The sequence below is a fragment of the Nocardia fusca NBRC 14340 genome (assembly GCF_001618425.1).
Classification (GTDB): Bacteria; Actinomycetota; Actinomycetes; order Mycobacteriales; family Mycobacteriaceae; genus Nocardia; species Nocardia fusca.
The window spans coordinates 1-21,042 of sequence record NZ_BDCU01000029.1; the positions used below are offsets into that span (position 1 = coordinate 1).

Consider the following 21,042-nt stretch of genomic DNA (forward strand, 5'->3'; position numbering starts at 1 on the left):
CTAGCGCCTTCGACTATCAGGGGCGGGACGCCGGGCACCGCGGATCACCCGGGTGCCCGGCGTAGGTGCCCGATTCGCCCGCGTCGGCCGGCGAACCGGGCACCAGATACTTCTCGAACGGATGCAGCCGGCCGATCCCGAGCTCGATATCGCGTGCGAGCGCGGTTGCGGTCTCGTCGACGGCGTCGGCTCGCGCCCCGGCGGGGCCGGCCGCGCCGACCGCTGCGACTGTGTTCATGAACGATCGATCCTCCATCGGTCCCGGTCGCGGCGCCGACCCGGTGGTGCGGAGTCGACGCCGGCTGATATGACCTGCCCCCTGGTCGCTATGGATGGTGGGGCCAAATGTAGGGATTCCGAAGAGGGTTGTCGCCGTTCATGTTCAGCGTGAGTGCAACCGGTGCGGGCGCGCGGGCCGCGGCGCAGGGCAGCAGACCCCGCGCCGGGCGAGGCCCCCGCGCCGCCGTCGGTGGTCCGGTTCCGACGGCGACGAGGCGGGGACCAGCGTCCGGGCTCAGGGGGCCGGCGCGACGAACTCCGGCTGGTCGAGTACGCGCAGCCAGCTACCGTCGGGCTGGCGCCGGACGACCTGCGCACGCGCACCGGTGCCGTCCTTCGGCGGCGTCGAGGTGAGGGCGAGGTCGCCGCTGATCAGCGTCGGCAGCGGTTCTTCCGGTTCGAAGCGGGGTCCGGCGGCCAGCACCTTCTCCCACAGCGCGCGGATCGCCGCCCGCCCGACGGTGCGGCTACCGGGCGGGTAGGCCACGACGGCGTCCTCTTCGTAGAGTGCGGCGACTCCCGCCGCGTCACCGGCATTGGAGCGTTCGACGAACAGGCGCGTGATGTCTTCGGGCCGCAGCGCCTTCTCGTACTCGGGCATCGATGTCCTCCTGTGGTTTTCGAATCCGACGCGTTCCAGCCTGGCCGGACGAACATCAGAAGTCCAACAGATGGTTCTTATGAAAGCTAGAATTACCAGTTATGGAACTGAGGCAGCTGGAATACTTCGTCGCGGTCGCGGAGGAGCAGAACTTCACCCGGGCGGCGCAACGGGTGCACATCAGCCAGTCCGGGGTCAGCGCCCAGATCCGCGCCCTGGAGAAAGAACTCGGCGCCGAACTGTTCGACCGCTCGGCACGCACCGCCACCCTGACCGTCGCGGGAAAGGCCGCCCTCGAACACGCCCGCACCGCCCTCGATGCCGCCGAAGCCGTCACCCAGGCGGTCGGTGAGGTCACCGACCTGATCCGGGGCACACTCACCGTGGGTATGGTCGTCGGCTGCACCGTCACACCGCTGTTCGACGCACTCGCCGATTTCCACCGCGCACATCCCGGTGTGGAGATCTCCCTGCTCGAGGACAACTCCGACCGGCTCGCCGAGGCCGTGCGGGCCGGGGTGCTGGACGTGGCTCTCGTCGGTACGGCGACCGCCGAACCCGACGGGCTGCAAGCGTTCACCATCATCCGGGAACAGCTCGTCGCAGCGGTTCCCGCCGGACATCCACTGGCGGCGCGACGGCGCGTCACCCTCGCCGAGCTGTGCACCCACCCTCTGGTGTGCATGCCTCCGGGTACCGGTGTACGCACCGTGTTCGACCGCGCGTGCGCGACCCAGAACCTCCGCCCGGTGGTCGCGCTCCAGGCCGGAGCCGCCGATGCCATCGCCGATCTCGCCGCGCGCGGACTCGCGGTCGCCGTCCTCAGCGATTCCCTGGCCGCGGCCCACCGCGACCGGCTCGTCACCCTCACCCTCGAGGGCGCCGAAACACCCGCGTTCCTCGCCTTGATCTGGAAGGACACCGGCCGCCCCGCGGTACGTGAACTGCTCGTCCACAGCCGGCGAGCGTTCCAGCGGGCCGGGCTCGGCGAGGGCCACGACGGCTTTCGGTAATGGCTTGCGCCGGAAGACGGTTCGCCGATTTCCGTAGCTGGACCGAGGGCCGCGGCCCGGCAACGCATCGGTTACGCTCGAGGCGGTTCTGCCGCCGGTGATATGGGGTGTGCCGGATGGACTCGTCTGCGGTCGCGGCGGCGGCCGGCGTAGCGACAGCGCTGATCGCTCTGGTCGCCACGGTACTGGTCGTATGGCAGGTGGTCGAGATGCGGAAAACCACCTATGCCAGTGCGTTCAAAGCCGTCTACGACATGCTCCAGGACGAATCGCTGTGCCAGGACTGTCGTTTCGTCATGCGTCACCTGCGGATCCGGGAGTTCGCGTCGTGGTCGGACGAGGACATCCAGCGCGCCGAAAGAGTGTGTCACAGCTACGACTGCGTGGGCATCATGTGCCGGCGTGGGTTCATACCAACCGATGTCGTGGCCGACTCCTGGGGGCGATTCGCTGCGCACGTGCTGGAATGTCGTGCAGCCCCTCGTGGAGAAGTACCGTGCGGATCGCAACGCACCGGAGCTGTGGGACGACTTCCAGTGGCTCGCCCGGCGCGCCGTGGAGATCAGGCGCCCGGTATCCGCCGGCCGCTGACGAGGCGGCGGCCGGCGGATCCACGCTCCGGGCTCAGGGGATGACGACCGGTTCGGTGAGCGGCGGCGGGTCGTCGGCCCAGCGGTGACCGGTCTCGCGCGGGGTCACGCCCTGCTCCGCCCATGCCGCCAGCAGCAAGGCGACCTTGTTGTGCATGATGGTGCGGAGCCGGTCGAACGAGTTCTCCGGCGTATCGTCGACCTGACCGAGCAGCAACCACCACGCCCAGGCCACCGCCCCGGCGTTCGCGACGAAGTCCGGCAGCACCGGGACACCGCGGGCAGCGAGCATCGCCTCCGCTTCCGGGGTGGTGGCCGCGTTCGCGGCCTCGACGACGATCCGGGCCCGGACATCGAAAGAGTTGTCCGGCGTGATCGCATAGGAGATCGCCGCCGGGACCAGGATGTCGACATCGGCGGCCAGGATCGTGGCCCGCGGCAGCTGCTCGACCCCCTCCGGCAACCGGGAACGGTCGATCTCGCCGTACCCGTTGCGCAGGGCGAGCAGCGCCGGGATATCCAGCCCGTCCGCGCAGTGCAGGGTTCCGGCGGCATCGGCCACGGTGGTGACCTTCATACCGGCCTCGTACAGGTAGTAGGCCGCCGCCCCGCCCATGGTGCCCACACCCTGGATCGCGACCGTGGTCTCGGCGGGTGGCCGACCCCACCACACCGCGGCGGCGAGGCAGGCGTGCGCGACACCATAACCACCGATCACATCGCCCAGCATGAACCCGCCCTCGACCGCCGCGTTCAGGCCGCGGCGGACCCGTTCCAGGGTCGCGGCGGGATCGGCGGCCCGGCGGATCGCGGCGTGGTAGCTCTGGCCCAGGCCGAGCCTTTCGAAGACCTCGTCGATCAGATGCTGCGGAACCCCCAGATCCTCGGCGGTCACCCAATGCGAATCGATCCACGGACGCATGGCCTCGCAGAACCGTTCCAGTACTTCGACGGCGCGCGGATCCTTGGGATCGAAATCGATTCCGCCCTTGGCCCCGCCGATGGGCAGATCGAACGTCGCGGTCTTGTTGGCCATACCCCGGGCCAGATCCTCGACTTCGCTCACCGTACAACCGGCCCGCATCCGGGTGCCGCCGGTGGCCAGGCCACCGCGCAGGGTGTGCACCACAAGGTAACCGACCGCGCCCGTCTGCGAATCCGTCCACTGCAGGCGCATATACGGCTCGGAACGACGGACCGCGGGGGTGAGGGCCACTGCCGCCGGGACGGCCGGAACTGTCTGCGCGGTAATCTGCGCGGCGCCCCCCGCCGGGTCCTGCATCGTCGTCACGACGAACCACCTCCTCTTCGTGTTCGTGCCGGATACACCATCACCCACGGAGAAGCGCCGGGTGCGTAATCCCCTGTCCGGACCACGTCGTCCCCGGCCGATGGCTCGATTCCGGTGTCACCAGCCTGCATTCGCACCTGCGCGTTCGTCTATTTACGGTTCGTTCACGGCGGTGTTCAGCGTTGCTGCACAACGCCTAGGCTCGAAACCATGGACCTGTCGCTGGCCCGTCTGCGAATGTTGCGCGAATTGCATCGCCGCGGCACGGTGACGGCGGCCGCGACCGCACTGCACTACACCGCATCGGCGGTGTCCCAGCAACTCGCCCAGCTGGAACGCGATGTCGGCACCCGGCTGTTCGAGCGGCGGGGACGCCGGCTGCAACTCACCGATCTCGGGGTGCTGCTGGCCGAACACGCCGAGGAGATCCTCGCCTCTGTCGAGCGGGCGACCCAGGCGCTCGAGGACGCGGGCGAGACCATGACGGCGAAACTCACCGCCGGTGTGTGGGCGTCGGTCGCCTCCGGCCTGCTGCCCGATGCGCTCACCGCCCTCGCACGCACCCACCCGGGTATCTCGGTGCGCACGCGGGAACTCGTTCCGGAGGCCACCGCCGCCGCGGTACGCGACGGGGCATTGGATCTGTCGTTCGTACTCGAATACTCCAACTACCCGATGACCTGGGACAGCGGCCTGGAACGCACCGTCATCGCGGTCGAGCGGATCTACGCCGCGGTCCCGTCCGGAGCCGTGCCGTCGGCCAGTGTGACCCTGGCCGAACTCGCCGACCATCCGTGGATCCTCGCTCCCGCCCGGTCGCATTTCGGGCATGCGGCCCGGCTGGCGTTCCAATCCGTCGGCCTCGAGCCACGGATCGATCATGAGGTCGAAGAGCAGGCGACGGCCATGGCGATGGTGGCGGCCGGGCTGGGCGTGACGCTGGTATCGGATCTGGGCCTGGCGTTGCGACCGCCGGGGGTGGACATCCTCGCCCTGGGCGACGTGCTCACCCGGACCGTATCGCTGGCCTATCGCACCAATACCGCCCGGCGTGCCGCACTACTGATCGTCGTCGACGCGGTCCGCACGACCGCCGCGGAGAAGGGCCTGGCCGGCGATTCCGCACTGCCGACCTCGGCGACTGCGGAACCCTTCCCGTCCCCGGCGGCTACGGTGCGAACGGCCGACCGGCGCCCGGAACAGAACTGATCGGCGCGGACCCACGACTCGCCTGCCCCGATCCGGTGAATCCGGTCACAGCCGCGGGGTACGCTCGCACGCGTCGGCGTGGCGGTGACACCTGGAGGTCGGCAATGGATGTTCTGCTCGGAATCGGGACGCGCAAGGGGTTGTTCCTGGCGCGCAGTACCGACGGTCGGTCGAGCTGGGAGGTGAGCCCGCCCCGGTTCGCCGTGGCGGATGTGAAAGCACTGGCGATCGATACGCGGCGGACGACGCCGCGCGTGCTCGCCGGAGTACTGGACAGCCATTTCGGCCCGACCATGGTGACCAGCGATGATCTCGGCCGGACGTGGAGCGAATCGGACGATGCGCCGCTGGCGTTCCCGTCGGATACCGGGGCGGCATTGCAGGGCGTATGGCAGATCGCACCCGCGACCGCGGCCGAGCCGGAGGTGGTGTACGCGGGCGCCGAACCGTCGGCGTTGTTCCGCTCGTCCGACGCGGGGCGAACGTTCGAACTGATCCGCGGCCTGTGGGACCACCCGCACCGCTCCGAGTGGATGCCGGGTGGCGGCGGGCTGGCGTTGCACACGATCATCCCGCATCCGGCGGACGCGCAGCGTATCACGGTCGCCATATCGACGGGCGGCGTCTATCAGACCGCCGACGGCGGTAGGTCCTGGAGACCCACCAACAAAGGGGTCACGGCCGATTTCATGCCCGGTGAGCTGCCGGAGTGGGGGCAGTGCGTGCACAAGGTCGCCATGGACGCCGGCACACCGAGCACCATGTATCTGCAGAACCACGGCGGAGTCTTCCGCACCACCGACGACGGCATGAGCTGGCAGTCGATCGACGGCGGCCTACCGGCCTCGAACTTCGGCTTCCCGATCGTCGCGCACCCGCGGCGCCCCGGGGTGATCTACACCTTCCCGCTGGTCGCCGATATGGAGCGGTTCCGCTTCCCCCCGAACGCCGAATGCGCCGTCTACCGCAGCACCGACGGTGGCGAGACCTGGTCGGCGCAGACCAGCGGGCTCCCGCGGGAACCGTTCTGGGCCGCGGTCATGCGCGATGCCATGTGCGCCGACGACGCCGATCCGGCCGGGATCTATTTCGGCACCCGCAACGGCGAGGTCTACTGCAGTCCCGACGAGGGTGAGCACTGGCGGCTGGTAGCCGACAAATTGCCCGACGTCCTGTGTGTACGCGCCCGAGTGGTCGGATAGCGCCGTGGCACAGGTGCGCCTGCCGTCCGCGCTGCGGCCCTATGTCGGCGGCGACCGGGAACTCGCGGTCGACGGTGCGACGCTGCGCACTGTGCTGGACGTGCTGCGCGAGCGGTCGCCCGCGCTGGAGCGCCGCCTCCGCGACGAGAGCGGCGAACTACGCCGCTACGTGAACTTCTACGTCGACGGCGACGAATGCCGGACACTGCGGGGCCTGGACACACCGCTCGACGCCGGCACCGAGGTCATGATCATTCCGTCGGTCGCCGGTGGGTGATCGCCGCGGGCGGGACGCTACCCGGCAGCGACCGCGCGCTCCGATTCCTCCCGCAGCGTGCGGAATTCGGCGGCCAGCGCGTCCAGGGTGTAGTGGGCGTTGAGACCGCTCGGATTGGGCAGCACCCAGACCTCGGTGGCGCCGATCGTGTCGTCCTGGCGCCCGACGGTGGTCCGCGGCCGGCCGAACGCGGTGCGGTAGGCACCCAGGCCCAGCACCGCGAGGATCCGCGGCCGGTTCCGCCGCACCCGCTCGACGAGCGCGGCGCCGCCGGCGCGCAATTCTTCCTTCGTCAGTTCGTCGGCCTTCGCGCTCGTCCGGGAGACGACATTGGTGATGCCCAGCCCCAGCGCCGGCAGTTCGTCCTGTTCGTCGGGTCGGAACAGGCGCGGCGTGAAACCCGATCGGAACAGCGCGGGCCAGAAGCGGTTTCCCGGCCGAGCGAAATGGTGGCCGGTCGCACCGGACCACAGGCCGGGATTGATCCCGCAGAACAGCACGCGTAGATCCGGTGCCAGTACATCGGGAATCGTCTTCCCGGCCGCGGCCGCCAGATCGGCCGGTGTCGGACGGTTTACCGCGGAATGGGCCATTCGCCCAGTCTGCCAGCGGGAGCGATCCCGCCGAGCCGGACGGCCACGTCCGAGGGTTCGCCACCGGACGCGAACGCCGCCGACCGCGGCGAAGCAGACGCTATCGGTAGCCACGTTTCAGCAGATACGCCGCTCCTGCCTCGAAACCCGCGGGGTCGAGGACCTCGAATCCGAAGGCGTCGGCGAGCCGGTCGGTGGTATCGAAGGCGGCACATACGGCCAGCGCGTCGGCGACCTGGTCGCGCGAGACACCCGCGGACAGCACCGCACGCATATCCTCGGCGCTGATCGACCCCTCCCTGGTCAGCGTGCCGAGCATGCGCAGCGTCGCCCGGAGCCCGTCTTCGATCGGAGCCGTGTCGAGGTCGGTGAGCACCGCGCGCACCTTCGCCGGGTCGCGGTACGCCCGCCCGGCCGTCGCGGTATGCGCGCCGAGGCAGAACGCCGACCCGTTCACCTGCGAGACGAAGGCCGCCATCAGTTCCCGGTCGGCGACCGACCACGCCGCGGGCCCGCGCATCGCCGCCTGGGTGAACTTCTTCGCCGCGGCACCGTAGAAAGCGGGCCGGTAGAAGGTCAGTTTGGCGGCGTCGGGCGGTGGATGCCCGGAGAACACCCGGATGAGCGCGAACAGCAGCTTGATCCTCGGACGGTACCCGTTGTCGAGGATATCGAGACGCATTACTCGGCCGCACCGGCGTCGGCGGCGGCCAGGGCGGCCAGCCCGGCCTCGTAGAGCCGGGCCGACCGGCCGACCGCGGCGCATACCACCAGTTCGAAGAGTTCGTCCTCGCTGAAACCCGCCGCCTTCGCCGCGTCGAAGTCCGCATCGGTGACCTGGTCGGCCCGGGTGCGGACCTTGCCGATCAGGGCGTCCAGCGGCGGTGCGAGCCCGGCGCCGGCGAAGGCGCGCGCCCGCTGCTCGAGGGAGGTGCTCCCCGCGCTGTTCCGGACGCTGTCCACCAGCGCGCGATGCGCTACCCGCTTCTCGTCCTCGTCGGTCACGGCGTGCTCGGGCTCCTTCCGGTTGGACTCGCCCTCATACAACCACGCCGGGATACCGTCCGGCAGCGATCCACGCCGGGAGAAAGCGCCGGGACCGCCGTGGTCCGGCGGTATCACGCACGGGCCACGCTTCCCTCCGCCGGAGCCTGCACACCTCACATGACGAGCCGGTAGAACGCCGAGAGCGCGCCGTCGATGGGATGCGGCTGCGGCCTGCCCCGCTCGTCGAGCCGGTTCCAGCGCTGCATATTGATCGCGGCCGAGAACTGCCGGGCACCGTCGGCGCGGGTCATCGAGATCGCTCCGGCGCCCCAGACCGAACCGTCGTGACCCCAGAACGTCGCGTGCCCGGGGACCTCTATCCGGTGCAAACCCAGCCCGTACTCGATCGTCTTGCCCTCGAAGGAGATGACCGGGACGGTGTGCTGCATCTGCGCCAGCGACGAGCGGTCCACGATCTCACCGGCGAGCAGCAGGGCGAAGAACCGGTTCAGGTCGGCCACGGTCGAGATCAGCGAGGCCGCCGGCCCCACCCACGACATATCGAAATCGCTGTAATCGCGCGGGGGTTCGAGCATCCCGAACCACGCCTCGTAGATCCGCGAATGCGGCCCGTCGACGCGGGTGCCCTCCGGGAGTTCGGTGTCTCGCAGTCCGGCCCTTTCGATGACGTTGCGGGTGATGCACTTCTCCGCGGTCGTGCCGGTCACCAGTTCCAGGAGCCGGCACAGGAGCAGATAGTTGGTGTTGGAGTAGATACCGGGGGTGCCGCCGGGCGTCCCGACCGCGGGAGCGGAGACCCCCAGCTCGATCAGTTCGAGGGGGTCGAAACGCGTGTGCCGGTTCTCGTCCAGACTGTCCGGCCGTGTCTCGGCCACTGCGGGGAAGGCGGCGAGGGACGGATAGGCGTATGGGAGATATTCGGCCAGACCGCTGGTGTGGTTGATCAACATGCGGACCGTCACGGCCTCACCGCGGGCACCGGGGACCAGCTTCGGCAGATAATGGCCGATCGATGTGTCCAGGTCGAGCTGTCCGCTCTCCACCTGCTGCAGTACCGCCGCGGCGGTGAAGGTTTTGGTGATACTGCCGACCCGGTGCCGCATATCCGCCGTGACCGGACGGCCGGTCTCGATATCGGCGACCCCGGCCGCACCGCGCCACAGCCGATCACCGTCACGCACCTCGGCGAACACGCCGGGAATCCCCGCGCGGTGGATATCGTCCAGGGCGGCCTGCAAGCGGGCGGGCTCGAGTGGGTTCGTCACGACGGGTGTCCTCTCCAAGAAATCCTGTGCGGGTCGATCCGGGATGCCCGTAGCGGGCGGTACCGGTCGGCCCTCACTATCCGCCGAGCGGCCCCATCAAGTATCGGAAAAATGTTCCGCGGGACGGACGAACCGAGCGGTTGCCTTCGACCTGGTCATGGCGCGATCATCGATGAGGAGCGACCCGGCGGTGCCGGTCCGGTCGACCGTCGGCGAATCGACAGTTATCGACCACGAGAGGACCGTGCCCCATGCCTTCCCCCAGTAGTGCGAACAGTACCGTTCGACCGTCCTCCGCCGCCCCGGCGAAAACAGCCGATCGTCCCTCGGCACGTGCCGCACCCGCGGCCAGTCTCACCCTGCCCCACCTCAGCGCCGAGGTCGCGATCCCCGGCCGAGGCATCGATGTGAAGGCCGGGCCGGTCGAGTTGTCCCTGCCCACCCGCTATATCTACTACGGCGGGCTGGGCGCCCTCGCCGTCGCCGGTGCGGTCGAATTGCCTCTCGCCGGTGCACTGGCGGCGGCGGGCCTGATCGTCGACCGGATGCGCCGGCCCCACGCCGCCGGGCCCGAGCCCGCGCGCGGCGGCGCGGCGGCGTAGTCCGGCCGGCGCGGATTCACAGCAGTCCGAGCAGCTCGAGATCGGTCGTGTACTTGACGATCATCTCCGGTGTCACATGCGGAATGTCCTTGTCGGCACCGATTCCCGCGTGCCGGACCGCGGCCCGGAACCGTTCGGTCGGCGCGATGGACCCGCGTATCGCCTGCTGCGGTTTGCGGTAGTTGTCCAGCAGCGGCAGTAGTGAGTACCGCCGCTGCCGGTCCGGTAGCGCCCGGACCGCGGTCTCCATGCGCTGCAACCAGGTGTCGTAGCCGGAGATCCGCTCGATGGGATGGCCGGCGTCGATCAGCCAGTCGATATAGGTGTCCAGCGAGATCCCGTCGTCGTACGGATTCATCACGTGGTAGGTCCGGAAGCCGGACCCCGCCCGGGCCCCGAGCGTGGCGACCGCCTCGGCGATGAAACCGACCGGGAGCCCGTCGTAGTGGGCGCGCGGCCGCCGGCCCTCGGCATCGAGTTCGTAGAAGGAGCCCGGCGCCGTCCCGGTGGCCTCCACACTCAGGACCAGGCGGGTGAACATATCGGGCAGATTGAGCTGACCGGAGTATCCGGTATCGGCCAGGATCATATCGCAGCGGAACACCGTGACCGGTAGGCCGCACAGGTCGGCGGCCTCCCGCAGCAGCACCTCACCCGCCCATTTGCTGTTCGAATACCCATTGGCGTAGCCGCCGTCGATCGCCCGGTCCGGGCTGATGTCCCGGATATCGGCGTCCTCGGTGAACGCGGCCCGATCGATCTGGTCGCCGACGCCGATGGTCGAGATGTAGGTGTAGGGCTTCTGTCTGGTGGTCAGTGCGAGGCGGAGCAGCTCGGCGGTACCCACGACATTGGGACCGAACAGCTCGCGGTAGGGCAGCACGTGATTGACCAGCGCGGCCGGGTCCACGATCACGTCGACCGTTTCCGCCAACCACTCCCACGTGGCTCGACTCGTGCCGAGACGAGGCGCGCTCTTGTCGCCGGCGATCACCTCGAGATGACCGGTGGCCAACTCCCGGTAACGGGCGGACAGCGCCGGATCACCGGTCTCGAATACCTCGTCCAGGCGCGCCCGGGCGGCCGCGTCGTCCTGAGCCCGCACCGGGCAGATCAGCGTCCCGCCGGAGCGGTTCAGCCGGCGCAGCCATTCGAGCACCAGATATCGGCCCAGGAACCCGGTGGCACCGGTCAGCAGCACGGTCCGCGCCGGCGCGTTCGGCGCCGGGGGCTCGGGTGCGTCCGCGAGCGTCCCGGTGTCGAGGAACTTGTCCAGGGTGAGATCGCGAGCATGTATCTCGGTGGCACCCGCGCCGTGTACCGAGGCGAAAGTCGGGCGGTGACCGCCGCGGCGCCGGTCGTCGATGTAATCGGCGAGTGCGCGCAGATCCGTGGCCGGGCCGATGATCGTCCCCACCGGCACCTCGACATCGAAGATCTCCCGCAGTAGTTGTGCGAAGGTCAGGGCCGACAACGAATCGCCGCCGAGATCGGTGAAATGCGCGTCCGGGCGCAGATCACCCGTGGCCGAACCCAGGAGCGCACCGGCGGCGCGGACCACCGTCTCCACCGTCGGCCGGTCACCGCTGCGGTGCAGGGCGCGCAGCTCGTCGGCCTCGGCCGCGGCCAGTTCGGTGTAGAGCTGCTCCAGCCGGGGCCCGTAGTGCTGTTTCAGGGCCGGGCGGGCGAGTTTGCGGATCCCGGTGAGCAAACCGTTCTCCGGGGTGAACGGCCGGGTCTCGACGATCAGGTCACGCGGGATCTCATAGGACTGCAGACCGGCCGTTTTCGCGACCTGCCGCACCGATTCGGCGAGCAGCGGCCGCAATGCCTCGAGATCGCCGCTGGTCTGTGCGATGGCGTCTTCCGTCGGCACCACCACCGCCAGCGGGTAGGAGCGGGTGCTGTTGCCGTAGACGTAGACCTGCCGGACGAGCGGACTCTCGGCCAGCGCCGCCTCCACCGTGGACACGGGCACGAACTCGCCCTGGGAGAGCTTCAGCACGAAACTGCGCCGCTCGAGGTACACGAGTTCGTCGGCGCCGACCTCGGCGAAGATATCGCCGGTGTGGTACCGGCCGTCGGCGTCGAACACCTCGGCGGTGGCGTCCGGGCGCTTGTAGTAACCGGGGATCAGTGCCTCCGAGCGGATCACCAGCTCCCCGCGCGGGTACGGCCGGTCGGTGTGGAAGTAACCCAGCTCCGGGACGTCGACGAGTTCGTAATCGAGCACCGGCGGCCGGCGCACCCGGCCGTCGACGGCGATACTTCCGGCCTCGGTGGAGCCGTAACCGTCGACGAGATGGAAGTCGAGCAGGGTCTCGACCCACGTTTTCAGCTCCCCGGAGATAGGCGCCGAACCCGTCGTCGCCGAGAGGAAGCGGCCGCCGAGCAGATTCTGCCGGAGATCGGTGAGCACTTGCTGCTCCAGTGTTGCCGGATCGGCGCCGGCGGCGGCCCGACGCTGCATTTCACCGCGGAACCGCTGGAAGAGCATCTCCCAGATCCGGGGCACGAAGGCGAGCTGGGTGGGCCGGGCCAGTGCGAGATCGTCCAGCAGCGTCGAGAGATCACTCGTGGCGGCGAAGTAGACGGTGCCGCCGCGGGCCAGGGTCATGTACAGGATCGCCCGCCCCATGATGTGGCTCATGGGCATGAACCCGAGGGCGATGGCCGGTTCGGTGGCGCGCTGGCCCCACCGTTCACTGGTCGCGGCACGCCAATGGTCGGCCACCAGGCGCTCGGTGATCACGGCGCCCTTCGGCTCGCCGGTGCTTCCGGAGGTGTAGATCAGCAGTGCCGGCGGGTCCGGTTCGGTGGGGGGCGGCACCCACGGTGGCGGCAGTGCGGCACCGCGGGCCATGAGCTCGGCGAGGTGGTCGATACGTACCGGGCTGCCCGCGGCGGACAGCCGTGCCGCCGCGGCGTCGAAGGTTGCCCGCTGGTCGTCGGCCTGCGGGTGATAATCGAACACGATCAGGCGAGCCGGGCTGTGGCCGGTGCGCACCAGGTCGACGGCGTCGTCCAGGTGATCGATACTCGTGGCGAGCACGGTGGGCTCGGTTTCGGCGACGACGGACCGCAGCCGGTCGACCGGCGCGCTGGTCTGTAGCGGCACCGCCACTGCCGCCAGCCGCACGACCGCCATATCGACGAGCGTGTAGTCGACGCTGGAGAACCCGAGGACACCGATCCGGTCACCGGGCCGGACGGGGTCGCCGGACAGTGCCGCGGCGAGCGCGCCGGCCCGGTCCCAGACCTCGCCGTAGGTCAGGGTGTCGAATCGGGGCAGTAGTTTCGCCGCGGTGCGACCGGTCTGCGGATCGGTGACGAACTCGACCGCGCGCTGGCCGACCGCGGGGCGCCCCGCGTATCCCTGCATCACGGTCCGGGCGACTTCGAAGGGCCGCGCACCGGGTTTCTCGGCTCGTGCGGTCACGGCCGGGTCGGGCCGGGCCGCGGCGAACTGCGGGTCGGTGCGGTACAGCTCCGCGATGCGGTGTTCGAGCCGGGCTTCGCGCGTATCGGTCGACATCGGACTCACCTTCGAACTCTCGTAGGTGGCACTCACGAGTGTCATTTGACACCCTCAAGTGTCGGAGCGACACTGTGGCGCGTCAAGGAGAGAGCGGGAAACGTGACCGGTACCACTGACCAGCGCAGTTCGGTGCAAGTGAAGAGGGTGCGGGTAACCACCGACGCGATCATCGCCGCCGCGCAGCGCGCGATGTACGAGCACGGTCTCGATATCACCGTCGAGGAGATCGCCGCCGGTGCCGAGGTCGGCCGCCGCACCGTTTTCCGCCATTTCGCCACCCGGGAGAAGCTGATCGGGGCCGCCCTCGCGGCCGGTTACACCGACTTCTTCGATTCGCTCCCGCGCTACGACGGAACCGGATGGGAGAACTGGCTCGCCGAACTGACCCGCCGCGTCCACCGGCAGACCGCCGCGGCCGGCCGGATCATCTGGCATCTGCGCACCCGGCGGCTGCCGCCGCTGCTCGCCGCCGCCCACGACGACCATTTGCACGGACTGCACCAGCTGTTCACCACCATCACCGGCACCCTCTGGGCGGCGGCGGGCGGCGCGGGTCCGCCGCCGGATCAGCTGCGCCGCACGGTCGCCGCGCATCTGAGCCCGCTGTTCACCCAGGCCGTCCTGCTCGACGCCGAAGGCGACCCGGAATTCGCGGCCGAGATCGCGACCACCGCTGTCACCGCCACGCTGTACCGACTGCTCGACGACCGGTGAGCCGGACCGGCTACGGCGGTGGGCGGTTCAGCCGATCCCGGCCGCCGGGTCGATCGCGAGCGCGAGCGTGTCCTTGACCATCGCGAGTGCCGCACCGAGCGGGCTCGACCGGCCCCCGGAGACCGTGATGTCGCCGGCGTCACCGCACCGGAACTCGACCGCCTTCTCGGGCCCGGCCAGGACACCGAAGGGCGCGGCCGTCCGCGGGAACTCTCGCAGGGCGACGACCACCCGTCCGGGAGCATCGGCTCGGGCCGACCCGATATGCCGCAGCACCGCCCCGCGCGCGTGGGCGCGCACAGCCCGGGCGGCGGTGCCGTCGGTGATCGGTTCCGCCTCGACCCGGCACGCGGCGACATCCCATCCCCAGAGGAGACCGGACAGCAGGCGGAGTTTGGTGGCGGCGTCGGCGCCGGACAGATCCGCCGCGGCATCCGCCTCCGCGATCCCGCGCTCCCGGGCGATATCGAGTGCCGCGGCCGGGGCCACGCCCTCGCCGAGCCGATCGAGGACGAAACTCGCCGTACCGTTCACGCAGCCACGCACCTCTTGCACCTCGAAGCCGCGCAGTCCGGCGCGGGCGAGGTCACCGGCGGGCAGCGCCGCGCCCGTGGCCCCGGAGATCCGGACAGCCCGACCGTATTCGCTTGCCACGGTGTGCAATCGGGACCAGCCGGACAGCAGCGGTGATTTGGTGGCCGTCACGAGGTGCGCCCCGGCGGCGAGCGCGGCGAGCCCGTCGGCGAGCGCTTCCGCGGCGCCGTCCGGGTGCGACGGGACAGCCTGTGCGACGACAGCGGGGACGGTGCCCGCCAGTAGGTCCTCGATCGGTGTGCGGGCCGGCCAGCAGGTCCGATCGGGGGGTACGCCGCCGTCGGGTGTGTGGATCTGACCGTCGCGCGCGCGGATCGCGACCAGGTACGGGTCCACCAGGTACCGGCCGCGGAATTCGGCGCGGCGGGCGCGGAGCACGGCGGCATAGTTCCGCGCGACCGGTCCGTAGCCGATCAGCACGATCGGGAGCGGGGTCGGGCCCTTCATCCGGGAGCCTCCAGTTCACTCGAGCTCGGCCGGCACCCGCACAGCGGGGCGTGTTCCGCACACCGTAGTACCCACCGCGGCCGGCGACCTCCGGGTGAGCGCACCGCCCGAACCGACGCCCGCGACCGAAAATTTTTCCGATTCTCGTGACCGGCATCACCAGGCCTGTGACCTGCGTCTCCGCCATTTCCGGCCGAAAACGCAGCCGCGACGGGTTCGCCGGAGCCCCTGCCACCCATTGACGTCTTAGCACTAAGCGATTACACATACCTTGGCGCAAAGCCATCTCGTCCGGAGATCGGCCCCACCCCATCTGCACATCCCCGAACCGAAAGCACTCCATGACCCTCGCCTCCACCCCGAACCCCGCCCGGCCTTAGCGGTCGAGGCACACGGTGACCTCCCCACCACCGCACCGTCTAACCTATCGATCAGGCGCCCAGCGCCGACTATTGCCGAGGACGCCCCATGAGCGGACCCCCCACAGCCGTAACCCCGAGCACCGTCACCCGCGCCAACTGGGTCGTGCTCGCGCTGACCTTCGTCGCTGTCGTACTCGACGGCTACGACACCATCGCCCTGGGCCTGTCGATACCCGCGTTATCCGAGGAATGGGGTGTCTCCGCGTCGCACTTCACGCCGGCGCTCTCGATCACCAGTCTCGGCGTCGCCCTGGGATATATCGCGGTCGGTCAACTGGTCGCCCGGTTCGGTAGCAGGCGTGTCATTCTCGCCGCCGTGCTCGTGTTCACCGCGGGGTCGCTACTCACCGCCGCCGCGACGTCCATCTGGGAGCTGACCGCCCTGCGGCTGGTCACCGGCCTCGGCCTCGGTGCGGTGCTCCCCGCGGCGGTCGCCCATGCGACTGCCCTCAATCCCGCCCACTTCCGCCAGTCCATCGCGGTGTTCGTCACCATGGGGATCTCCCTGGGCGCGCTGATCGCGGGCCTGCTCGGCAGCACACTCGTCAGCAGCTACGGCTGGGAGTCGGTGTTCGTCATCGGTGCGCTCGCCTCCGCCGTACTGTTCCCGCTGCTGTGGCTCGGCCTACCGGACGAAGAGGAGGTCATGGGCACGATCGAACCGGCCGCCGCCAAGCACAGCGCCTCGGTGGCCCGGCTCTTCGACCCCGGAGTCGGCACCCGCACCGCCCTGCTGTGGGGATTCTCCTTCCTCACCTTCTCGGTCTACTACATCTTCTCCTCGTGGCTGCCGACCCTGCTCACCAGCTACGGGTTCAGCAAGGGCCTGGCCCCACTGGGCTCCGCGGCGCTGGGGGTCGGCAGCATCATCGGCGCCGGAGTGCTCATACTCGGCGCGCTACGCCTGCGCATGACCTCGGTACTGGCGGGCACCACCGTCGCGGCGGTGGTCTTCCTGATCGTTTCCGGCTTCCTCGGCGCGGACAAGGCACTGCTGCTCATCGTGTTCGGCGGGGTCGGCCTCGGCCTGCAGGCCGGCATGATCGGGCAGGCCGCACTCGCGGTCTCGCTCTACCCCGACCGCACCGCCGCCACGGGTGTCGGATGGGCATCGTCCATGGGCCGGCTCGGTTCGGTACTCGGACCGATCATCGGGGGCGCTCTCATCGCGCTCGGCGCGTCGACCGGCACGATCGTGCTCCTCGCCTGCGTTCCGGTGGTCGCCGCCCTGGTCCTGGTCACCGCGCTGGGCCGGATCACCGCGGCCCCCGTCGAGCGGACCCTCGCGGCGCACTGACCGCGGGCTCCCGGCCGGCGGCTTCGCCGGCCGGGAGCCCGCACACCGGCCGCCCGCGCGCGCCCGACGTGCGTACCGCCGCTCCCGCAGACTCTGGGTCGGGCAGTGCACGATAGTGCGGACCCGGCCGACGAGGAGCGAACCCATGGTCAGCGAAACACATACCGGTCCCGCCGCACCCACCGCCGGCCGCGGCCCGGTGCGTGCGGCGGTGATCGTGGGCGCGCTGGGCGTGGTCTTCGGCGATATCGGCACCAGCCCGATCTACACCATCCAGACCGTGTTCGATCCGCAGGATCCGCATCCGGTGCCGATCGGTACCGCCAATGTGTACGGGGTGGTGTCGCTGATCTTCTGGTCGGTAATGATCATCGTCACCTTCACCTACATCTCACTGGTGATGCGCGCGGACAACGACGGTGAAGGCGGCATCATGGCGCTGATCACGCTGCTGCGCCGCCTCGGTGCCACCCGTGGCCGCCGGACCACCGGCTTCCTCGCGGGGGCCGGGATCTTCGGCGCCGCCCTCTTCTTCGGCGACGGCATGATCACCCCCGCCATCTCGGTGCTCTCCGCAGTCGAAGGGCTGCGGATCGTCGAACCGGACCTCAGAGACCTGATCATCCCGATCACGGTCGTGATCATCGTAGCCCTCTTCTGCGTCCAGCGGCGAGGTACCGCCACCGTGGGCCGGCTGTTCGGCCCCGTGATGATCGTGTGGTTCCTGACCATCGGCGCCCTGGGTATCGCCGGAATCGCCCAGCATCCCCAGATACTGAAGGCGCTCTCCCCGACCTACGCGCTGGGTTTCGCCACCGGGCATTTCCATATCGCGTTCTTCGCCCTGGCCGCCGTCGTACTCGCGGTCACCGGCGCCGAGGCGCTCTACGCCGATATGGGCCATTTCGGCCGGAAAGCGATCACCCGCGGCTGGCTGGGGTTGGTCCTGCCCGCCTGCACGCTGAGCTATTTCGGGCAGGGCGCGCTCGTCCTCGGTGACGAGGCCGCGGTGGACAGCCCCTTCTTCCTGCTCGCCCCCGGGTGGGCCCGGCTGCCCCTCGTGCTGCTGGCCACCGCCGCGACGGTGATCGCGTCCCAGGCGGTGATCACCGGTGCGTTCTCGGTGGCCGCGCAGGCGGTGCGGCTGGGTTACCTGCCGCGCCTGCGGGTCGCGCACACCTCGGAATCCACCATCGGGCAGATCTACGTTCCGTGGATCAACTGGTTGCTCATGGTGTCGGTCCTGACGCTGGTCTTCGCCTTCCGGAGTTCCGCGGCACTGGCCTACGCCTTCGGTATGGCGGTGACCGCGACCATCACCATCACGACCCTGCTCTTCTTCTACGTGGCCCGCACCAAATGGCGCACCCCGCTGTGGCTCGTGTGGCTCGGCGCGGTCCCCCTGCTCACCGTCGACGCGCTGTTCGTCGCGGCGAACCTGACCAAACTGGTCCATGGGGCGTGGCTGCCGCTGTTGATCGGACTCACCGCGTTCACCGTGATGATCACCTGGGCGCGGGGCCGTGTCATCGTCACCGCCGCGCGGCGGCAGGCCGAGGGTCCGCTACCGCAATTCGTCGAACAGTTGCGCAGCCGCCGACCGCCGCTGATCCGGATCCCCGGTACGGCGATATTCCTCAACCGCGGCAGCAGCACCACTCCGCTGGCGATGCGTGCCACCGTCGAACACAACCGCGTACTGCACGAACATGTCGTGATCCTGTCTCTGGACACCGTGCCCGTCCCGCGAGTGCCCGATGCCGACCGTCTCCGCGTCGATCCGCTGGGTTACCGCGACGACGGCATCGTCCATGTCACCGTCCACCACGGTTATATGGAAACCCCGACGGTACCGCAGCTGCTGCACCGGCTCGATCCCGCGCAGACCGAAGGTCCGATCTCGGTCGAGGGGGCCTCCTATTTCCTGTCGAAGATCGAACTCAAGCCGGGCCCGGCGCCCACCATGGCGCCCTGGCGCAAACGCCTGTTCATCGCCACCTCCTACCTCACCTCCGACGCCGCCGACTATTTCGGGCTGCCCCGCGACCGGACAGTGATCATGGGCTCGCAGGTCGAGGTCTGAAGGGAATCCGTCCGCCCGGCGGCTCGCTGCTCGCAGAATCGCGAGTGCCGCTGTCGGCGCCGGCGGGCGGTAGCTCCCGGCCGAACCGCGCCCGGGCCGCGTCACTCGGAAATATCCCTGGTGAGCGGTGGCGGTGGCGGCACGTCGACGCCCAGGTCGAGCAGCGACGACCGGACCACGATGTCCCAGCTGGCGTGCTGGGGGGCGGCGAGACGGCAGCGTCGTTCCGCGTCGGCGACGACCCGCCGGTGCGCTTCCATTTCGGCGGTCATCGCGGCCAGCTGCCGCGACAGCGGCTCGACCATCTGGGCGGCGGCCTGGGTCAGTACCTGGACAGCATCGGCCCGCCGTTTACGCCTGCCCAGGATTCCGGCCGCGCATACCCCGCCGACGCCGGTGAGCAGGCCGCCGAGGACAGATGCCACTTCGCTGATCATGCTGTCCTCCCAACTGCGGCGGGGTTGTCGCGTCCTTCCTCAGGCGCGTTCGTCGGTGGCGGGATCGCGGAATCCGGGGATCTTCAGTGCCGCGCCGATGACGCCCAGCGCCTCGGCGGTGGTCCGGTCGCCCAGGAAATCCCAGCCGGGAAAGTTCGCCCCGCGGGCGGCCCCGGCACCGGAGAGCTGATCCAGCGTGAGCCCCATATGTTTGTCCAGGTAGTGCAGCAGGGTCCCCACGGTGACCTGCTCACCGTGATAGTTGGTGATCTTTTCTTCCAGAAACGCCATCTGCTCGCCCTTTCCGTCGAGAAGTGCCTGTACGTCCCGGCGGAAGGCGTTCATATCTATACCTGCCGGGTCGATCTTTCCTTCGCTGGAGTACTCGCGGTGCGCGACGCAGTCTCCCGCGCCGCGGCCGATGCGCCGGAGCAGCGCCGCGCAGCCGCGCTTGTAGGCGTCGAGCTGAACCGGCGTCCAATCCCAGGGTGGTGTGCCACGCGAAACGGCTTCGATGCCGATGGTGTGATAGTTCGCGTTGTCGGTGGGCCAGCCCGGCCAGCTTCCGCGCCCGGCATGCCAGCCGACACCGACGGCGATCACCCGGTAGGTGCCGTCCCTCTCGAGCACCAGCTGGGCGAGCGGGCCCGGCAGATCGGGGCGGCCGTCCTGGACGATGCGCCAGTCGTTCGGGCCACCTCCGCCCGTGTGATGACACAGCACGCCGCGGATATCGAGAAAGTCACCGTGGCCGCGTTCGCGCCAGCCGTCGTGTTCGATCACCGGCAGACCGGCGCCACGCAGCACATCGGCCAGCCATACCGGGTCTCCGCTCCAGGCCATCGGACCCTCCTGTCCTCGCACCGATCGTCGTCGGCGCCCCGGGAGGCCGGGCGTGTTCACCGGTGCGGACGCAACCGGCGCTGCGGGGGCGTGAACTGCGGTGATAGTCAACCGCTCTACTCACCGTAGTCCCCATATGGTCTCTTTTCAACCTTTTTTGGTCACCATAAGGCCTATTTCATACACCGTGCCGGCCAGGATTCTGCCGCGGACCCGAAACTGTCGGGCACTTGATTCAGACCCTGCCCGATCCCAGAATGGTCGACATGGATGCGACGCCCGCGGAGTCGGAGGCAGCGACCACCGAGGAGGCACGACTGGACGCGGCGTTGGGCGCGGAGGTCCGCGCGATGCGAGCGCGGCGCGGCTGGAGTCAAGAAGCGCTGGCCGAGAAAACCGGCTACAACAAGAAGACCATCATCCGGCTCGAGCACGGCGAACGAGCGATGACGATGGCGCAGATGTACAAGATCTGCAGGGTGTTCGGCATCCGGCCGAGCGACCTAGTCCTCGCCGCGGAGAAGGAAATCGGCATCCAGTAAAGGGGATGGATCGACCCCGCGGCGACGTGCCTCGACGACGAACGACGAGACGGTCGTCGTGGTGGGATCAGCGTTCAGATAGTCCGCCATAGCCACGGGGCGGTCCGGAGCTTCGTTGCCCATGAGCGTTTCCAGTTCTGACCGATCCACGCTCGCGAGGTGTTCCCGCTTCCCCCGCGTAGCCCGACAGTTCCC

General features: G+C 69.4%; 21 protein-coding genes. 10 read left to right on the top strand and 11 right to left on the bottom strand.

The annotated features are described in order from the left end of the window. Positions 1-16: 16 nt before the first annotated feature. Both NF4_RS17330 and NF4_RS17335 read right to left on the bottom strand, forming a co-directional pair. Positions 17-238: a hypothetical protein gene (locus tag NF4_RS17330; protein ID WP_157120399.1), complete on the bottom strand. Its 222-nt coding sequence runs from the start codon at positions 236-238 to the stop codon at positions 17-19. Positions 239-514: 276 nt separating this feature from the next. Then, a complete protein-coding gene (locus tag NF4_RS17335; protein WP_063128381.1) occupies positions 515-880 on the bottom strand; it encodes a YybH family protein in 366 nt (121 codons plus the stop codon). A gap of 101 nt (positions 881-981) precedes the next feature. On the opposite strand from NF4_RS17335, the gene NF4_RS17340 reads away from it, so the two are divergent. Together NF4_RS17340 and NF4_RS38645 are read left to right on the top strand one after the other, a co-directional pair. Further along, positions 982-1,893: a LysR family transcriptional regulator gene (locus NF4_RS17340; RefSeq protein ID WP_063128382.1), complete on the top strand. Its 912-nt coding sequence runs from the start codon at positions 982-984 to the stop codon at positions 1,891-1,893. Between the two features lie 116 nt (positions 1,894-2,009). Beyond that, complete coding sequence (locus tag NF4_RS38645) at positions 2,010-2,528, top strand: hypothetical protein (RefSeq protein ID WP_198165356.1); 519 nt, start codon at positions 2,010-2,012, stop codon at positions 2,526-2,528. Here NF4_RS38645 and NF4_RS17345 read toward each other — a convergent pair. After that, complete coding sequence (locus NF4_RS17345) at positions 2,518-3,765, bottom strand: Glu/Leu/Phe/Val dehydrogenase dimerization domain-containing protein (protein ID WP_084533195.1); 1,248 nt, start codon at positions 3,763-3,765, stop codon at positions 2,518-2,520. The two genes, NF4_RS38645 and NF4_RS17345, sit on opposite strands and share 11 nt — an antisense overlap. A gap of 219 nt (positions 3,766-3,984) precedes the next feature. Here NF4_RS17345 and NF4_RS17350 point away from each other — a divergent pair, with 219 nt between their 5' ends. From NF4_RS17350 to NF4_RS17360, 3 genes are all read left to right on the top strand, one after another. Further along, the gene (locus NF4_RS17350; RefSeq protein WP_063128383.1) at positions 3,985-4,983 is read left to right on the top strand and encodes a LysR family transcriptional regulator; all 999 of its coding nucleotides are present in this window, start codon (positions 3,985-3,987) and stop codon (positions 4,981-4,983) included. 104 nt (positions 4,984-5,087) lie between these two features. After that, complete coding sequence (locus tag NF4_RS17355; RefSeq protein WP_063128384.1) at positions 5,088-6,185, top strand: WD40/YVTN/BNR-like repeat-containing protein; 1,098 nt, start codon at positions 5,088-5,090, stop codon at positions 6,183-6,185. Between the two features lie 4 nt (positions 6,186-6,189). Continuing rightward, a complete protein-coding gene (locus NF4_RS17360) occupies positions 6,190-6,462 on the top strand; it encodes a ubiquitin-like small modifier protein 1 (protein ID WP_063128621.1) in 273 nt (90 codons plus the stop codon). A gap of 17 nt (positions 6,463-6,479) precedes the next feature. Here NF4_RS17360 and mug read toward each other — a convergent pair whose 3' ends face one another. From mug to NF4_RS17380, 4 genes are all read right to left on the bottom strand, one after another. Next, entirely contained in the window at positions 6,480-7,055 is a 576-nt protein-coding gene (mug, locus tag NF4_RS17365) for a G/U mismatch-specific DNA glycosylase (protein WP_063128385.1), read from the bottom strand. Positions 7,056-7,155: 100 nt separating this feature from the next. Next, positions 7,156-7,737, bottom strand: coding sequence for a carboxymuconolactone decarboxylase family protein (locus tag NF4_RS17370; RefSeq protein ID WP_063128386.1), 582 nt, complete (start codon positions 7,735-7,737; stop codon positions 7,156-7,158). Further along, the gene (locus tag NF4_RS17375) at positions 7,737-8,060 is read right to left on the bottom strand and encodes a hypothetical protein (protein ID WP_063128622.1); all 324 of its coding nucleotides are present in this window, start codon (positions 8,058-8,060) and stop codon (positions 7,737-7,739) included. Before NF4_RS17375 ends, NF4_RS17370 begins: the two co-directional genes overlap by 1 nt. Before the next feature lie 155 nt (positions 8,061-8,215). Continuing rightward, positions 8,216-9,328, bottom strand: coding sequence for a serine hydrolase domain-containing protein (locus NF4_RS17380; protein WP_063128387.1), 1,113 nt, complete (start codon positions 9,326-9,328; stop codon positions 8,216-8,218). A gap of 251 nt (positions 9,329-9,579) precedes the next feature. Between NF4_RS17380 and NF4_RS17385 the strand changes: the two genes are divergently transcribed. Beyond that, entirely contained in the window at positions 9,580-9,930 is a 351-nt protein-coding gene (locus tag NF4_RS17385) for a hypothetical protein (protein WP_063128388.1), read from the top strand. A gap of 16 nt (positions 9,931-9,946) precedes the next feature. Here NF4_RS17385 and car read toward each other — a convergent pair whose 3' ends face one another. Continuing rightward, positions 9,947-13,465 carry a carboxylic acid reductase gene (car, locus tag NF4_RS17390; protein WP_063128623.1) on the bottom strand — a complete coding sequence of 1,173 codons (3,519 nt, stop codon included), beginning with the start codon at positions 13,463-13,465 and terminating at the stop codon, positions 9,947-9,949. Between the two features lie 102 nt (positions 13,466-13,567). Here car and NF4_RS17395 point away from each other — a divergent pair, with 102 nt between their 5' ends. Continuing rightward, positions 13,568-14,182 (top strand): TetR/AcrR family transcriptional regulator, encoded by a 615-nt coding sequence (locus tag NF4_RS17395; protein WP_157120403.1) that lies wholly within the window; start codon positions 13,568-13,570, stop codon positions 14,180-14,182. A gap of 27 nt (positions 14,183-14,209) precedes the next feature. On the opposite strand, the gene NF4_RS17400 is transcribed toward NF4_RS17395, so the two are convergent. Next, on the bottom strand, positions 14,210-15,223 hold the full coding sequence (locus NF4_RS17400) for a hypothetical protein (protein ID WP_063128390.1): 1,014 nt from the start codon (positions 15,221-15,223) through the stop codon (positions 14,210-14,212). A gap of 468 nt (positions 15,224-15,691) precedes the next feature. Between NF4_RS17400 and NF4_RS17405 the strand changes: the two genes are divergently transcribed. Together NF4_RS17405 and NF4_RS17410 are read left to right on the top strand one after the other, a co-directional pair. Further along, positions 15,692-16,942 carry an MFS transporter gene (locus tag NF4_RS17405; RefSeq protein WP_063128391.1) on the top strand — a complete coding sequence of 417 codons (1,251 nt, stop codon included), beginning with the start codon at positions 15,692-15,694 and terminating at the stop codon, positions 16,940-16,942. 145 nt (positions 16,943-17,087) lie between these two features. Then, positions 17,088-19,025: a potassium transporter Kup gene (locus NF4_RS17410; RefSeq protein WP_063128392.1), complete on the top strand. Its 1,938-nt coding sequence runs from the start codon at positions 17,088-17,090 to the stop codon at positions 19,023-19,025. A gap of 101 nt (positions 19,026-19,126) precedes the next feature. On the opposite strand, the gene NF4_RS17415 is transcribed toward NF4_RS17410, so the two are convergent. Both NF4_RS17415 and NF4_RS17420 read right to left on the bottom strand, forming a co-directional pair. Further along, positions 19,127-19,462, bottom strand: a complete 336-nt coding sequence (locus NF4_RS17415; RefSeq protein ID WP_063128393.1) for a hypothetical protein — start codon at positions 19,460-19,462, stop codon at positions 19,127-19,129. A 39-nt stretch (positions 19,463-19,501) separates the two neighbouring features. Further along, entirely contained in the window at positions 19,502-20,305 is an 804-nt protein-coding gene (locus NF4_RS17420) for a peptidoglycan recognition protein family protein (RefSeq protein WP_157120405.1), read from the bottom strand. Positions 20,306-20,571: 266 nt separating this feature from the next. On the opposite strand from NF4_RS17420, the gene NF4_RS17425 reads away from it, so the two are divergent. Then, on the top strand, positions 20,572-20,847 hold the full coding sequence (locus NF4_RS17425; RefSeq protein ID WP_198165357.1) for a helix-turn-helix transcriptional regulator: 276 nt from the start codon (positions 20,572-20,574) through the stop codon (positions 20,845-20,847). The last annotated feature ends 195 nt before the right edge of the window (positions 20,848-21,042 follow it).